Here is a 14,419-nt window from a genome sequence, read left to right on the forward strand (position 1 = left end):
GCTGCTGAAACACAAGGGTGTTATGCACAACGTGTTTGCCAAGAAATTTATTAATTGAACTTGTGTAGATCTTTCCATAACGGGACTGGAGCTTAAGGGTACTTTATGTACCCTTTTCTGTTTATTGGCTTCCTCCTCATCACAATTTCTCTTTTGGTAAATGACAGCTCCTTTTGCTTTGAAAAATCCGAAGCTCACTGCTTGCGGCATCTACTGGTTCCAGAAATGACAGTTACTCTTGTGCGCTGATCTTCCCTTCCCCTCACGGTTAGACCTCCGTGGTATAATTTTTGGCCGAGTTATTACCCAAATCTCCCTCAATTGGGGATTCTATAGAAAGTGGTTGATACGATGGTTTATGCCATCAATGACTGGGCCTTCTCTAATGACACAGAATTCCCTCATCAAGATTGGGACCTTTTTCTTACTGATTTAAGTACCGCTCCTTTACTACTATCACTATCAATGAATCCGAAAGTAGCGAAGGCTAAACGAAAAGTCTTTCTAGCTTGCCTATACCTATTTGTAGGTGATGCAGTTGGAATAGTAAAAGATAAAAACTACCTTGAGGAAGTCCGACTTTTTGTAGAGCAAGCATCATCCAATCGAAATTATTACATCCAACAATGGGTTTCTCGGTCGTTTCAACTTATTCAAAACCCTGAGCTTTTCGATTACAAAAAATGGTGTGATGGGATTGATATCTTTTCTTTCTGGGACGATTACGTTTTCCTTTGTTCCCGATATGTTTTGTAAAATCTAAGCCGTTCCTCCTGTTGCAAATCCTCGGTAAGAAAAAATCGCCCCTACACACCCGGACTTCATACCTTGCTGCTTGTTCGATTTCCTCATCAGTCATTCCGTATTTTTTCAGGAACCGTTCCCACCCGACTGGAATGATTTGAACTCCTTTATGAAGAATGCGGACCATCTTTAAAAAGGATTGCTTTTCCTTTTCCTGTTCCATGCCTTTACCCCTTCTTTACAAATTGAGTGATTTGAAAAATCGAATCGAATTGTAACAAATTACCACTACCTTCGTCCTTATAGTGGAAACAATACCAACACTTGAATCGGAGGTATTTCATTTTGAACAAAAAACTTTTTACATCGGGGAACTTAATAGTTGTTCTTCCTCTCTTATTTGCGCTTTTAATACCTGCAAGATTCTTACTTGACTCATCACCAGCCCAAAGAAATAAATTTGATTGGAACTTACAAGCCGGTTCTGCCAATGGAATTGTAGCCAAAACTCCAATTGATGTAGCGAGCAATTTGTATTACAACGATAGGCCGTTACGGAACGCACTGGTAAAAGTAACCTACTTTGACAATAACCAACACGTGAGTATTGTCATGCAACCTTACGAGGATGGATATGAAGGGACCGTTTTCTTCCAAGAATCAGGAAAATATACCCTTCGATTTTCTGTAGAGAAAGGAACTATTACTGGTTCAGAAGTTTGGGAAATTGATGTAAAAGAATAGGTGAGATGTGTTTTTTTGTGAAGACACCAATCTCATGATCCATTAGCAACGAATAGAGTTATAATTTACTCGACTCTTGTTCAAATAAGGATGATTTTGAATGCGACTCCCTTATTTTATCGGGCTTATTATTTACATACTGGTTTTGTCTCCAGTCCTGGCTGTAATCGCAGCCAAACCTTCACCCTCCGGATTCCTGATTGGTGCTGCGATCGTAAAATCATTCGCATTTTTCTTGTTCATACTAATCACTATCATTTTCTTCTCATACTGTTATCTAATTAAAGCTTACTCAAAAGGCCGCCACTCGTTTCTTGCGGCGATACTTGTATCCATTGTGGCACTTACTTCATTCACTCTTTGGGATCAGTATTTTTGTCATTTCTGTTATCCGGTTTTTCATGTCGGCCCAAATGAAACCCCTGTATCCGAGCGGAAATGAGTTACAAAATCACTGCTTAGTAAAAAGCCTCTTAGCAAACTCTAGGTGATCAAAAAATGGGCCTTACACATGAGTTTTTCTTAGTGCGGAGTGAAAGTTGAGCAGGTAGTTATAAGTGATAATCTTGTTATCTACATATGGGACTCTCTTCGTTGGATCCCTTCCTTTTAATCCCTCAACGAAAGAAAACCACATCGGTTTCAATTACCACGGTATAACGTTCATTCGTCACGAAGGTGCAAGACTTCTCAAAGACATTTGCTTAGGTTGGTCACACCTGTTTTCTCTGGCGCCTTCAACACGCCAACTCACTGGCGACTTTGTTATGGATGAGAACTAAAATCCTAACAACTTTGGCAGCTATTGCGGATCGGGCTTTTCACGAAAACTACATCATCATTTACCACGGCATTTAGCATTTTGAGCAGGTTTGAAAGCTCATATATCATCCACCCGCCATTTTACAATAAACCCAAATAATGATAGAATATTAACAACTTTCAGTAAGGAGGTGATCCCATGAATAAGTTCCTTGCTGCTTCTTTGTCTCTTGCATTTGCTCTTGCTTTGCTCGCAGTTCCTTTGCATAATGCTCAAGCCGCAAGTATTACATGCATACCAAAACCAAATGAATGGTGGTGCGTCTAGATGCTAATCCGTGAGCGCCATCTCTCCGACCTGTCCTGACAAAAGTTTCTGTAATTGGAGGCGGTCGGAGTTGCCGATCACGCAAACTCTGAATTCTAATCCGGGTCCTCACACCGCCTCCCAAAGAGTAGCAATGGTTTCTGCATATGGTTCATCGTTTAGCTACTTTTCCTCGATATAATCTTTACATAATTGAGCTGCTTTTTAACATAATCATGATTATGTTAATTCAATGGCTGCTATCGTACAGATCACGTTCACCTCACCCTGTCACCCGCACGCTTGTAAATCCTGGTTGTCTGGATTGCAATGATAGGAAAAACTAGGTTCCCTCACCAGGAATGTCCGAAGAAATTTCGTCCAACAATCCGTCAGCGCTCCTTCTTTGGCTTCATTTTCACTTCCCCTGCAACCCTCAGACAAAAAGAAAAAACCTTGATTTTTCAAGGTTTCAACACTCTGATTCGATGTAGCGGGTGATGGTGCTCGAACCCTCGCCGCTAGCCTGAAAAGAAGGAAAAACAGTATCCCTGCAAACCCGTACTTATCTAAAAACCCTTGTAAATCAAGGGAGATGCAATCAACAATAAAGGAAGGTCATTTCTATTTCTGTTAGATTTGCCCGATAAGGAATCAATAGTAGGTACTCCCTCACTGTTATTGATCTGAAAGGAAACCTGTTTGGCCGCCCTTACAAATTTTTAAATCCATGAAAAGGTCCGAAATACCAGGCTTGCCTCTTCCTTTTACGATATGCTTGCCAAAAGCTCCTCCAGGCGATCCATGGTCTGTTCGGCACCTGGGACGGCATATACTTTCACCTTTTCGAATATAGCGGCAGTTTCTTCGAAAACGGTGCTGTACGTAAGTCTGGTCTTACCATCCAGATCCTCAAAAATGGCTGTGGCCAGAAAATGAGGAAAAACATCGTGTTTGATGACGATTCGCTCGGGTTTAACGACCTCGACAAAAACATTGGTGTTGGGATAGTCAACGCCATCTGGACCGTGCATGATAAATTGCCATGTACCGCCCGGTTTCATCTCAAACTTCTGAAGAGTCAACGTAAAGCCTTGAGGTCCCCACCACTTTGACAGGTACTCCTCTTTCGTCCAGGCATCAAACACAAGATCGCGTGGAGCATCCAATACGCGAGTGATCACAATCTCGCGTTCGCCTACTTGCGCTCCGCTTTCGTTGTTTTGGTTCATGTCAATCCCTCCAAAATGAAATTGACTTCGACTTGCTAAACCTATAGCACAAAGCAGCTTCCCTTGCATTCCTTTCCATATGACACGGGGAAACCGTCATCATTGTTCAGCTCCTTTTTCAATCATAGCAAATACATACTGAACCGGTTTCTTTCAGATTGCTCTCTTGAATCATCCCAATCATTGTTTCCTACTCATACATTTAAACGGGGAGCATTACTCTCATGATATGATGAGGATAAAAAGCCTATAAAAAAACCCGCCGCAGCGGGTTTCATGTATGAGTGCTGACAAGCATTGATATGGACAGAAACGTATTTTCGTCCATATCAACTGACAGGGCCCCTCTCTTAAACGCTATTTGACCTTAACCAAAAATTGCCATTTCCCGATTATTCATATCCAACACTTCAATCTTCACAGTTCCCCCGAGATGACGGGACACCAAATCAGCCAATTCTTTCAGCGCCATGTGAAACTCATCGCTTCTGGTTTCATCTACTAATTCAATACAGAGGAATGCGTTTTTCGTCTTTTCTGTTAGCATCGTTCTCTGAGCTTCACGCCAATTCCAGCATCTGCATATGGCGCCCGCATCATCTTTATAAACAATTTCACCTTCATAAGGCGGAGCATTTTCATCACTTCCCAATGGAATAAACGGTTCGTTGCCAATTGCTTGTGTGAGCCGAATATCGCCTGCAAAAGTGTCGATATCTTCTCCGCCACACGGAAGTCCATAACGCAATGAAATGGAATTATAGATGTCGACAAGCGGGTTTATGGTTCCGATATGATTGCCGTTTTTCACTCTTTTTAATAAAGCTTCGATGGAGCACCTTGCCCCTTTCTTTGTCTTGAATTTCTGAAAGGCTTCCCGCCAAACGGATATGACTGGATTGCTGCTGAATTCCTCCAGACTCAAGAATGTGTGTGCTTCTTTCTCAGCCTCCTGCAGCAGTTTCTCGTAGATTTCAACATCCCTTATGGAATTATCGATCCCTTGGCAAATAACGGTTCCAATTTTTGCGTGAGGAAATAGCGACCAAAAATCATCTTCAATGATAAATCTTGGCATCGAATATCTCTCCATTTCTTTTTGCTATATTGTTTGTGTAAAATCACGATTTGTTGTGTCACAACCCGACATGTCATCATCACACGCTTATGTTTTGGACGGGCTCGCAAAGGCGGAGAATACCCCTAGAGCAATATAAAAATAACCAGTCATCCGATTCATTAACTTTGTACTCGCTTTCCTACCCACAATCCGCTTTCTTATACTTGCTGCAAGAACAGCATACAGACCATCACTGATAAAAGCTAGGATAAGAAATATCGTTCCTAAAAGCAAAAATTGTGTTGTGACTGATCCAGCCGAAGGTGAAATGAATTGCGGAAAGAAGGATAAAAAAAAGAGTGCTGTCTTCGGATTCATTACTTCTACGAGTGCCGATTCGTAAAAAATCTTACGTAACCTTTTGCGAGGGGCTGTTGGAATTTCGGAAGTTGTTCCAGCGGATGCAGAAAATAAAGTTTTGCACCCCAGATAGATAAGATAAGCAGCGCCCAAGTATTTTACGATAGCAAAGGCTGTTGCCGATGTCATCAGGATCGCAGAAACTCCGATTGCTCCTGCCAGAACGTGAACAGAACCACCGAGTGATACACCAAGAACGGACACGAGCCCCGCTCTCTTGCCTTGATCGATACTTCTTGCCATAATGTAGAACACAGCAGGTCCAGGTATGATTAACAATGCAGCGGCAGCCATTACAAATAGCCAAATCGTTGAAAACTCCATAGGATGCAACTCCTTGTTGTATTTTTGCCCAAGCTGTAACCAGCTCCTCCTTGATTGGTGAAAGCAAAGTCAGACTTTATTTGTAAGGTTCGCTTTCATCAAGGAAGCAATTTGCTGCTCGTTTGAAAATGGAATCCGTTCCAACTGATTTATAACGAGCTCCTGTCTGTGCAAGGAATGGTTTTGACTTAGCTTTGCCTTTCCTTCCACCCGATCGATTTTGATTTTGAATCCTTGAACGCCTTTGTTCATACCAGAAAGAAACTCAGTATCTACATCCTGCAGTCTGTAAGGGCTGTCAGGAGCTTCATACTTCGCTACCATATCATTCATGGAACTCATTAATTCCTCTTCATCCTCGATTAGCTCAACTTCTCCGTAAACATGGACAGTCACATAATTCCACGTGGGCACTGCTTTATTGGTCTCGTACCAAGATGGAGAGATATAGCAATGAGGACCATGGAAAACGGTTAAGACCGTCTGATTTCGAATATCGTGCCACTGCCGGTTCGGACGGGCAAAATGACCGTACAAATGGGTTTTCTCCTTGTTCAAGATCAGAGGCAAATGTGTTGCAAAGGGCATTCCTTTATGAATGGAAAACAATGTTGCAAAACTGTTCTCCTGTATGACCTTGTAGGCAGCTTCTTCTTTCATTGTAAAATGCTCCGGGATATACATTTGCAATTCTCCTAATCCTCTTTTTGACATACAACGGATTTCCATTATCCAGTATGATATAACTCAAGCTGACATGTAAAAAAGGTACAGTATTGAAAAATCGCGCATGTCAGTGAGTGGAAAAGTGATAAAAGTGCTGACTGGCCCCTGGGGCTGCACGATAACAATCTGTCATAACCGGGCCGATTATTCAAATAACCCTTTCCGTTTCTCGCGCATCCACTGAGCAACCTGAATTTCCTCTTGATCCTCTGATTTTTCAAGCTCTGCAACAATCGATTTATAATCGGTATCGCTTCGATTCTGGCTCATTTTGGCCGCAGCTTCAATGGAGGTGATCTCAATTTCAAAACCGACGATCCCTTTCATTTCTCTCTCAAGCAGCTCAGGATCAAACGTCTCCCAGAGCCGACCATTTTCTCGGTGAGATTCATAGCGTTTCAGCATAGAGTCCAAAGCCGATTTCAGCTCATCCTTCTCAAGCACACGCGATGTTCCATACGCATGTACAGCGAGATAGTCCCATGTAGGAACCTCTTCTCTCTCATACCAGCTTGACGAAATGTAAGCGTGCGGTCCTTGGAAAATAAGCAACACATCACGGTTATGATCCAATGTTTTCTTCTGGATGTTTCCGTAAGCAATGTGCCCGGTCGCATAAATTTTCCCTTCCTCTTCACGAATTTCCAAAGGGATGTGTGTAGCCAACGGGCGCTGTTCATCAACCGTAATCAATAAGGCAAACGGGTAGGACTTCATCATTTGAACGGCCTCATCATGATTCATCCGATATTGCTTAGGAATATACACATTCATCATCCTTTCAGCTCGCAATAGAATGACTCGGAAAATTGGCAGTAAAAATCGTGACAAAGATATCGTATGATGCGAGCTGACATAAAAAAAGATACAATAACAAACAAATATACATGTCAGAGGGATGAAAATGAAAAACGCCATTTTTTCCTTTCAAGATAACTCTCCGAAATACAAACAAATCTACGAGAAATTTAAATCATTCATTGAACAAGGCGACCTGAAGGCGAATGAGCCATTGCCCTCCATTCGCCAGCTTGCGGATTCCCTACATGTGAGCCGCAATACAACATTAATGGCATATGAACAGCTTGTTGCTGAAGGGTATATTCGTGGAGAGGGCCGTAAAGGTTATTTTGTAAATGAGTTGGAGCCCCTTTTATTTCAGGAAGCTCGCAGTTCTTCCAATCATAAGCAAACCGAACCGGCCCCACCCGTTCGCGTAGATTTCCGGGCAGGCGTCGTCGATCAAGCGCACTTCCCTTTAAAAACGTGGAGAAGGATCTCGAACCAAGTATTAACGGAAAAGGACAGCTTTCGATACGGGGAACCTTTTGGCGAAATGTGCCTGCGTGAACAAATCGCAGCCTATATACTCCAGTCTCGTGGGGTGAGAACAGATCCAGATGCAATCATTATCGGAAGCAGTACCGGGCAAATGCTCGTGTATCTCGGTCTAGTCCTGAAACGTGATTTTTCCAGCATCATTGTGGAGGATCCTGGCTATGATGGCGCCAGAGAAGCTTTTCGAGCAAACGGTTTTACGCTTGAAACACTGCCCGTTTACGAGACAGGTGCTGATTTTTCACACCTGGAATATTTGACATCACGGTTAATTTATGTGGCGCCGTCCCATCACAGTCCATACGGGGTAAGCATGCCCATTCAGCAAAGGCACGCCCTCATCCATTGGGCAAACAAGAAGCAAGGCTATATCATCGAAGACGATTACGACAGTGAATTTCGCTATACCCAGCAACCATTCCCCGCTCTCGCTTCCATCGACTCAACGAGAGTGATTTATCTTGGAAATTTCTCAAAGTGCTTTCTTCCCGGAATTCGCTTAACTTACATGGTGTTGCCAGAGCCACTTTTACACGGTTACAAAAAGCAATTCAAACATTTCGAGAGCACTACTTCCCTACTTAGCCAATTTGCTATGGCAAAATTTATGGAAGAAGGGGAATGGACTCGCCATATTAAACGCATGCGTCTTGTTTACAAACGAAAAATGCAGCAGTTGGTTTTTGAGTTAAGGAATCATTTCGAGCAAAATCTATCGATTATTGGCGAGCAGTCTGGCTTGTACGTATTAGTCAAAGTACACTTGGAGCGTTCAGAGGAATGGCTCATTCATCAAGCATCCATGCAGGGGGTTAAAGTTTATCCTACTTCACTCTACTTCATTAAAAACAAAACCGATAAACCGATGATTAAACTTGGTTTCAGCAATTTGTCCTGTGAAGAAATCCAGCTTGGTGTGGAGCTCTTAAAAAAGGCTTGGTTATAAAATACATTACACATTTGCCACTTAAGAACGCCTTCCTACCGGTAGATCGGCTTAAAAAACTGCGTGGGATCAGATTGAATTTTTATTTTTGTTGAACATAATCTACTTTTGCACAAAAAGTTCTCATCAGTGAACGAACGGGTTCGATAGTTGAATAGTAGAGATAAGACGAGCGGCATTCTATCACCCCCACCTGCTATGAAGAGACAATTAAAGCTTGATTTCTCAAGGTTTTTATACTCTGATTTATGGGTCGGTTGATAAATTTTGTGACCTGATAAAGCTATTTTGTTGTAGAATAAGATACATCACTGAAAGGAGATGAAAGCCGATGTTGTATTCACCACTTTTTGAGAATGATGTACCTGTAATTATTCTCCCTTAACGGAAGAATAATTACGTCTCCGTTAAGGACATAAATAGTGTCTATAAAACGGAGGTCAACAATATGAAAAATACCATACTTGGTTCTTTATATTTATCACTCGCTGCTAGTATTTGGGGCGGAATGTATGTTGTCGTTAAAGTTGTGGTCGATATTGTACCACCACTTGAATTAGTATGGCTTCGCTATGTAATTGCTCTTTTAGCACTACTCATTATCGGAGCCCTGACAAAACAATCATGGCGTGTCGCAAAACGTGACTGGCCATTAATCATTTTGATTGGTTTCATTGGAAATACGATTTCTATCGTTACGCAAGAGGTCGGAACGATGCTCTCCTCTGCGCAAATGGGAGCCATTATTACATCAACGACACCTGCATTTATGGTCCTGTTTGCAAGAATGATCCTCAAAGAAAAAATTACTGCAAAAAAAGCCATTTCTATTGTTTTGGCAACCACTGGTGTCTGTGTAATTGTCGGAACTGCTCAAATCGATACCTCAAATCAGTTGGGTGGCGTATCTCTGATTATCGCAGCACTAACGTGGTCACTTATGTCTGTCCTTGTAAAGCGCGTACCAGGGCAATATTCGCAAATTGTCGTAACAAGCTACAGTATCCTTGTAGCCATTGCCCTTCTAACGCCTTTTACACTTGGGAGATTGACTAAGCTTGATTTTCAAGCGATTATGCAGCCTTCTATTTGGGGTGGCTTGCTATATTTGGGGGTCATTTCTACAGCGTGTGGCTTTTTGTTGTGGAATCGAGGCTTGCAAAAGCTTAATGCTTCCAGTGGCGGATTATTTTTCTTTTTACAGCCGATAGTGGGTACTTTTTTAGGTTGGGTATTACTTGGCGAACAGATTGGTTTGTCTTTTTGGATGGGCACAGTATTTATTTTTATTGGGCTGCTACTAGTCATTCGCGACGATAAACCTCAGAAAGAAACCAAAACTGTGTTCATGGAATAGCAGTACAGACAGAAATAGCGGCATTCTAGGACTTTCTTTTCTCGTCCTGGATTGCCGCTGTTGTTCTTTGATCCGAGTTAGGTTTAAAACGAATGAAACTACTATTGACGGTAAAACTAGCTGAAAAAATAATTCAAATCGTACAGTCCATGTTTCCGAGCATCAATTAATCTAGCTAGAGTAATCCATATAGCTGACTTTTTTACTTTATAGACAAAATGATTCATACTATAAATATAAAAATCCCGTCTCACTTTTCACAAGGGGAAGACTGTTTATGGCAGACTAAAAATGTAGGTTATGGCAGTTAATTTATGCAGACCCGTAGGGGCTGCATAAATTAAAAAACCACTTGCCAACATCCCCTTATCAAAATACACTCCTGTTGGGCATTACAGACGACGGGAGGTATAAAGTTAGGAGATGTTAGCAGTGGCAGAAATTAATTATATCAGGCATGAGGCAAACAAAAAAGGGCGAGCTTATAGCAAGATTGCCAAACAAATGAATCGTGATTCAAGGACGGTTCAGAAGTATGCAGAAATGGATGATTTCAATCTACAAGAAAAGCCCAAGCAAATTCGAAAAGCTAGAGTCATGGAGCCCGTTAAACCTATTCTTGATCAATGGATCAAAGAGGACTTGAACAAGAAAAAGAAGTTCCGAAGAACAGCACAACGCTTGTTCACGCAATTAGTGGAGGAATACCAATTTACAGGATCATCTCGCTCTGTCAGACAATATGTTTCCCAACGTAAGCACCAGTTAGCGGAGACAAGTGATGCTGCGGCATTGCCATTGGAAACGAGACCTGGATCAGCTCAAGTTGATTTTGGAGAAGCACCATTCAAATATCAGGGAGAAAGTGTTACCTTGCCATTCCTCGTTCTCTCGTTTCCTTATAGCAACACGTTCTACTTTCAAGTTTTCCAGTCTCAGAATCGAGAATGCTTTCTGGAGGGATTAAAGCGTATCTTTCACTATATAGGTGGAGTTCCAAAGGTCATTCGATTTGATAATTTATCACCAGCGGTGAAAAAGATCATGCCAAATGGTCAGCGTGAACTGACGGAGGAATTTCAAAACTTCGTTTTTCATTATGACTTTGAATACGAGTTTTGCAATCCCGGTAGTGGCAATGAAAAAGGGCACGTAGAGGCGATGGTCAAGTACGTTCGCAACAACTTCCTGCTTCCTGAGTTGCAGATACACAATCTTGATCAGCTAAACGAAACCCTTTGGAAAAAAGCCGAGAAAGATCGGGAGAGACCTCATTATGTGAAAGAAACCATGCTTTCCGAACTATATTTGGCAGACAAGGAACACCTTCTTCAATTACCTGCCAAAGAGTTTGATTGTATCCGATATGAACGAGTAAAAGCGGATAAATACGGATATATCCGAGTCGAAAATAAACTCTACTCAACGTCTCCCCGTTTTGCCAAATGTATGGTTTTGGCAAAGATCTCATTTGACCGAGTCGATATTTTAACTGAAGAATATGAGCTGATCGTACAGCATCCCAGGCTGTATGGCAAAGAGCCAAAATCAGTGATTTGGCAGCCATATTTGATATTGATGGCAAAACGGCCAACTGCTATTAAATACACAAGTTTTTATGAACAATTGCCAATCGAATGGCAAGTCTATCTCTCGAATTGCACGGTCCCAGAGAAGCAAGAAGCTCTCCAGCTACTATCCGTCATTTTAAAAAACGATGATATGAAAATACCCACGCAAGCTTTGCAGCTTGCCTCTGAGAATGGTCACCCAGCCGTTGATTCTATTAAGCAGATCTATTATCAACTCATGAATGGCCGTGGACAAAGGGATACCATCCAACCGAAAGGTTTTGTTCCTGCCGTTCCAACAGCCACTAGAGGATTAGCCCATTACAATGAATTTTTTAAGGGAACGGGAGGTCATCACTAGTGGATGCATTGATAAAAGAATATTCAAAGCGTCTCAAGTTGAGTTGGGTTCGGCAACATTTCCATGAGGTTGAAGCTACTACAAATGAAGAGTACTTACTCAAAATACTAGAAAACGAGATACAACAACGAGAAGTACGGAAAATCAATCTGCTCTTTAAACAATCTTCCTTGCCAAGAATAACAGGAAAGCCATTTGAATGGGGTCATATTCAGATGGGACAAGGTCTCACGCAGGATCATATCCTTCATGGTGGATTTATAGAGGAGAAAGAAAATCTGATCTTTTATGGCGGTGTGGGAACGGGGAAAACGTACTTATCCACTCTGATTGGCTTAAATGCCATTCAGCAGCAAGGGAAAAAGATAAAGTTCTTTACTGTCGCTGGATTAGTCAATCGGCTGCTAGACGCTCACGAGACTGGCTCGTTGAGCCGATTCTTTAACCATATTGAGAAGCTAGATCTGTTAATACTCGACGAACTGGGGTATATTCCTCTGCATAAACAAGGTGCAGAACTGCTATTTCAGATTATCTCCATGTGCTACGAAAGAAAAAGTATTATTATCACGACCAATCTACAGTTTGGCCAATGGAATCATATATTTGGTGATCCAATTTTAACAGAGGCAGTTATTGATCGCTTGATTCATCACTCTCATTTGATCGTCTTCAATGGCGAAAGCCATCGATACAAAGAATCGCTATTACACGGTAAATAATTTAGGGGTTGGCAAGTGGTACATTTTTAATTGCCATTTGCTACATTTCTTACTTGCCAAAAACAGGGAAGACGGGATGGTTATGTTTGTGGTTAGGATTTTGTTATTTCATATCCAAACTTTTTAGTTTGATCCTCCCTTTGGAACTAAACACCCTTTATCCTTTTTTATAATGAGTCCACAAATCATCGTTATTAAGAGATTGGATACTAAAGGCGGGTAAAAGATAAAGTGATTTGCCCCAAGAAATACTATAAATTCAAAAAGAGCAATGCTAAACAGCAAGATAAACAACGTTCTGCTTCCAAGTCGGTACATGATAAATATCACCACTGCCATTACAAGGAACCGAATTGCAGTCAGTTTTGAAACGCCCCAAAAATCTTTCCACGGAATGAAACCTTGATTCACATCGTCAACAATAACAAAATAAAGAAACCCTTCAAGCATTGAGCTGCCAACTATATATACAGAGAAGATTGACGGAATAATTAATCGGAAGACTTTTTGTTCCAAATTCACTTTTACAAATTCCCCCAATAATAAGAATCAATTACATTATACGCAACCTTTATAACCACTTCAATTGGTATATGATCTTAAACACAAAATGTTGGACCACAACTGTGTATAGCACACAATGACAAAAAAATCGGTATTACATTTCATATCGCAGGTTCTTGTCCATATAACCAGCCTGTTCTCAGATAAGGAACGAGCTATTTACTAGGCAACCGCTTTTTTTGGCGTTGGTTGTATGTGTGTATTCACACGGCTTTTTGAGTTAACGAGAAAGTTCGCTATCTTTGAGGGGAGAATCACTCGCCATATGCCACTAAATAGCATCCCTCCCCCCTTCAACCTAAAGAAACAAAAAGAAAAAAACCTTGATTTCTCAAGGTTTTTACGATCTGATTCTATGAAGCGGGTGATGGGAATCGAACCCACGCCGCTAGCTTGGGAAGCTAGAGTTCTACCATTGAACTACACCCGCAGGTATCCAAACATCCGCAACGAATGGTGCCGGTGAAGGGAAGTACGCCCTCTCCCTAGCTAGAAAGGAATTTCGTTTTGCGAATATTATTATAACACACGTGAAAATGAAGTCAAGAAAACATGTTAAGAACCTGCGAAAAACCTTGGAAACCAAGGCCATTTCGCAGGTTCTTCTGTTTTTTGCAGGGTTCAGAAGCGTTTGAGAGATTCGAAATGCATTTTGTACATGTCCCAGAAATCCGATGAACAAGCGGAAGCTGAGGGTGGAATCATTCGGGAAGACGGGCCGTGTGGTCGACTTTGTCATAGACAGATGCCATCAAAAGCGGATCAAAACATCAGCGGCTGGAAATACGGTTCGTAAACGCAACGGACGTATTTCACCGAGCTTTACATGATGATATTGATTTGAAAGAATCGTTCTTGGAACTCAATCAATGCGCGAATCTGTTCACTGGTATAATGCTTGTTAGATACGACAAGTTTATCTTCTACATCATCATGTCTAATAACGACTGCGATTACTTTTCCTTCATAAGTTTCCAGCGGTTCAAACTCACCCAGGACATAGGCATCTATCTCCATGCCATCCCCCGAGATTGTGCCGGGAATATATCCGTAATTGAGAAGGTAGATGAAGTGATGTCTGGGATGTTTCGAACCTAACGGTCTGTCTATTTTCACTTTTACCTGTTTATGGAGGTAATCTGATACCATTGCTTTCTCCCTTCGCCAAGTGAACTATTGTGTAAACGCTTTGTAGCAGGCATTATTTCGGTCATCAATTTGAAAAGGCGCCCGGAATCAAA

General features: G+C 41.6%; 14 protein-coding genes and 1 tRNA gene. 6 read left to right on the plus strand and 9 right to left on the minus strand.

Annotated elements, in window-relative coordinates; genetic code table 11:
• Nucleotides 1-649: 649 nt before the first annotated feature.
• Nucleotides 650-967 carry a hypothetical protein gene (locus tag NSQ24_RS14490; protein ID WP_031933044.1) on the minus strand — a complete coding sequence of 106 codons (318 nt, stop codon included), beginning with the start codon at nt 965-967 and terminating at the stop codon, nt 650-652.
• A gap of 122 nt (nt 968-1,089) precedes the next feature.
• On the opposite strand from NSQ24_RS14490, the gene NSQ24_RS14495 reads away from it, so the two are divergent.
• Nucleotides 1,090-1,488, plus strand: a complete 399-nt coding sequence (locus tag NSQ24_RS14495) for a hypothetical protein (protein WP_003390545.1) — start codon at nt 1,090-1,092, stop codon at nt 1,486-1,488.
• A gap of 961 nt (nt 1,489-2,449) precedes the next feature.
• Nucleotides 2,450-2,578, plus strand: a complete 129-nt coding sequence (locus NSQ24_RS14500; RefSeq protein ID WP_264484573.1) for a hypothetical protein — start codon at nt 2,450-2,452, stop codon at nt 2,576-2,578.
• Nucleotides 2,579-3,324: 746 nt separating this feature from the next.
• Here NSQ24_RS14500 and NSQ24_RS14505 read toward each other — a convergent pair.
• From NSQ24_RS14505 to NSQ24_RS14525, 5 genes are all read right to left on the minus strand, one after another.
• On the minus strand, nt 3,325-3,789 hold the full coding sequence (locus NSQ24_RS14505; protein WP_003385594.1) for an SRPBCC family protein: 465 nt from the start codon (nt 3,787-3,789) through the stop codon (nt 3,325-3,327).
• A 367-nt stretch (nt 3,790-4,156) separates the two neighbouring features.
• Entirely contained in the window at nt 4,157-4,867 is a 711-nt protein-coding gene (locus NSQ24_RS14510) for a B3/4 domain-containing protein (protein WP_031933359.1), read from the minus strand.
• An 87-nt stretch (nt 4,868-4,954) separates the two neighbouring features.
• On the minus strand, nt 4,955-5,593 hold the full coding sequence (locus NSQ24_RS14515; protein ID WP_031933358.1) for a LysE family translocator: 639 nt from the start codon (nt 5,591-5,593) through the stop codon (nt 4,955-4,957).
• 69 nt (nt 5,594-5,662) lie between these two features.
• On the minus strand, nt 5,663-6,277 hold the full coding sequence (locus NSQ24_RS14520; protein WP_031933357.1) for an FMN-binding negative transcriptional regulator: 615 nt from the start codon (nt 6,275-6,277) through the stop codon (nt 5,663-5,665).
• Between the two features lie 186 nt (nt 6,278-6,463).
• On the minus strand, nt 6,464-7,096 hold the full coding sequence (locus tag NSQ24_RS14525; protein WP_216621053.1) for an FMN-binding negative transcriptional regulator: 633 nt from the start codon (nt 7,094-7,096) through the stop codon (nt 6,464-6,466).
• A gap of 127 nt (nt 7,097-7,223) precedes the next feature.
• Here NSQ24_RS14525 and NSQ24_RS14530 point away from each other — a divergent pair, with 127 nt between their 5' ends.
• The 4 genes from NSQ24_RS14530 (at nt 7,224) to istB (ending at nt 12,614) form a co-directional block, all read left to right on the plus strand.
• A complete protein-coding gene (locus NSQ24_RS14530; protein WP_003385599.1) occupies nt 7,224-8,603 on the plus strand; it encodes a PLP-dependent aminotransferase family protein in 1,380 nt (459 codons plus the stop codon).
• A gap of 448 nt (nt 8,604-9,051) precedes the next feature.
• Entirely contained in the window at nt 9,052-9,960 is a 909-nt protein-coding gene (locus tag NSQ24_RS14535) for an EamA family transporter (protein ID WP_003385600.1), read from the plus strand.
• Between the two features lie 423 nt (nt 9,961-10,383).
• Entirely contained in the window at nt 10,384-11,892 is a 1,509-nt protein-coding gene (gene istA / locus NSQ24_RS14540; protein ID WP_024985313.1) for an IS21 family transposase, read from the plus strand.
• On the plus strand, nt 11,892-12,614 hold the full coding sequence (gene istB / locus NSQ24_RS14545; protein WP_122915621.1) for an IS21-like element helper ATPase IstB: 723 nt from the start codon (nt 11,892-11,894) through the stop codon (nt 12,612-12,614). Before istA ends, istB begins: the two co-directional genes overlap by 1 nt.
• A 123-nt stretch (nt 12,615-12,737) precedes the next feature.
• On the opposite strand, the gene NSQ24_RS14550 is transcribed toward istB, so the two are convergent.
• From NSQ24_RS14550 to NSQ24_RS14560, 3 genes are all read right to left on the minus strand, one after another.
• Complete coding sequence (locus NSQ24_RS14550) at nt 12,738-13,136, minus strand: hypothetical protein (protein WP_172920479.1); 399 nt, start codon at nt 13,134-13,136, stop codon at nt 12,738-12,740.
• Between the two features lie 401 nt (nt 13,137-13,537).
• Nucleotides 13,538-13,608: transfer RNA gene (locus NSQ24_RS14555), tRNA-Gly, on the minus strand.
• 392 nt (nt 13,609-14,000) lie between these two features.
• On the minus strand, nt 14,001-14,327 hold the full coding sequence (locus tag NSQ24_RS14560; RefSeq protein ID WP_003385603.1) for an inorganic diphosphatase: 327 nt from the start codon (nt 14,325-14,327) through the stop codon (nt 14,001-14,003).
• Nucleotides 14,328-14,419 lie beyond the last annotated feature (92 nt).

The sequence above is a fragment of the Brevibacillus sp. FSL L8-0520 genome, from assembly GCF_037963895.1.
Taxonomy (GTDB): Bacteria; Bacillota; Bacilli; order Brevibacillales; family Brevibacillaceae; genus Brevibacillus; species Brevibacillus borstelensis.

Excerpts from the sequence above, each read along its gene's own strand:
- istA (WP_024985313.1), top strand. The coding sequence starts at position 10,384 with ATGTTAGCAGTGGCAGAAATTAATTATATCAGGCATGAGGCAAACAAA.
- NSQ24_RS14490 (WP_031933044.1), bottom strand. The coding sequence starts at position 967 with ATGGAACAGGAAAAGGAAAAGCAATCCTTTTTAAAGATGGTCCGCATT.
- NSQ24_RS14515 (WP_031933358.1), bottom strand. The coding sequence starts at position 5,593 with ATGGAGTTTTCAACGATTTGGCTATTTGTAATGGCTGCCGCTGCATTG.
- NSQ24_RS14500 (WP_264484573.1), top strand. The coding sequence starts at position 2,450 with ATGAATAAGTTCCTTGCTGCTTCTTTGTCTCTTGCATTTGCTCTTGCT.
- NSQ24_RS14530 (WP_003385599.1), top strand. The coding sequence starts at position 7,224 with ATGAAAAACGCCATTTTTTCCTTTCAAGATAACTCTCCGAAATACAAA.
- NSQ24_RS14535 (WP_003385600.1), top strand. The coding sequence starts at position 9,052 with ATGAAAAATACCATACTTGGTTCTTTATATTTATCACTCGCTGCTAGT.
- NSQ24_RS14520 (WP_031933357.1), bottom strand. The coding sequence starts at position 6,277 with ATGTATATCCCGGAGCATTTTACAATGAAAGAAGAAGCTGCCTACAAG.
- NSQ24_RS14510 (WP_031933359.1), bottom strand. The coding sequence starts at position 4,867 with ATGCCAAGATTTATCATTGAAGATGATTTTTGGTCGCTATTTCCTCAC.
- NSQ24_RS14505 (WP_003385594.1), bottom strand. The coding sequence starts at position 3,789 with ATGAACCAAAACAACGAAAGCGGAGCGCAAGTAGGCGAACGCGAGATT.
- NSQ24_RS14525 (WP_216621053.1), bottom strand. The coding sequence starts at position 7,096 with ATGATGAATGTGTATATTCCTAAGCAATATCGGATGAATCATGATGAG.
- NSQ24_RS14560 (WP_003385603.1), bottom strand. The coding sequence starts at position 14,327 with ATGGTATCAGATTACCTCCATAAACAGGTAAAAGTGAAAATAGACAGA.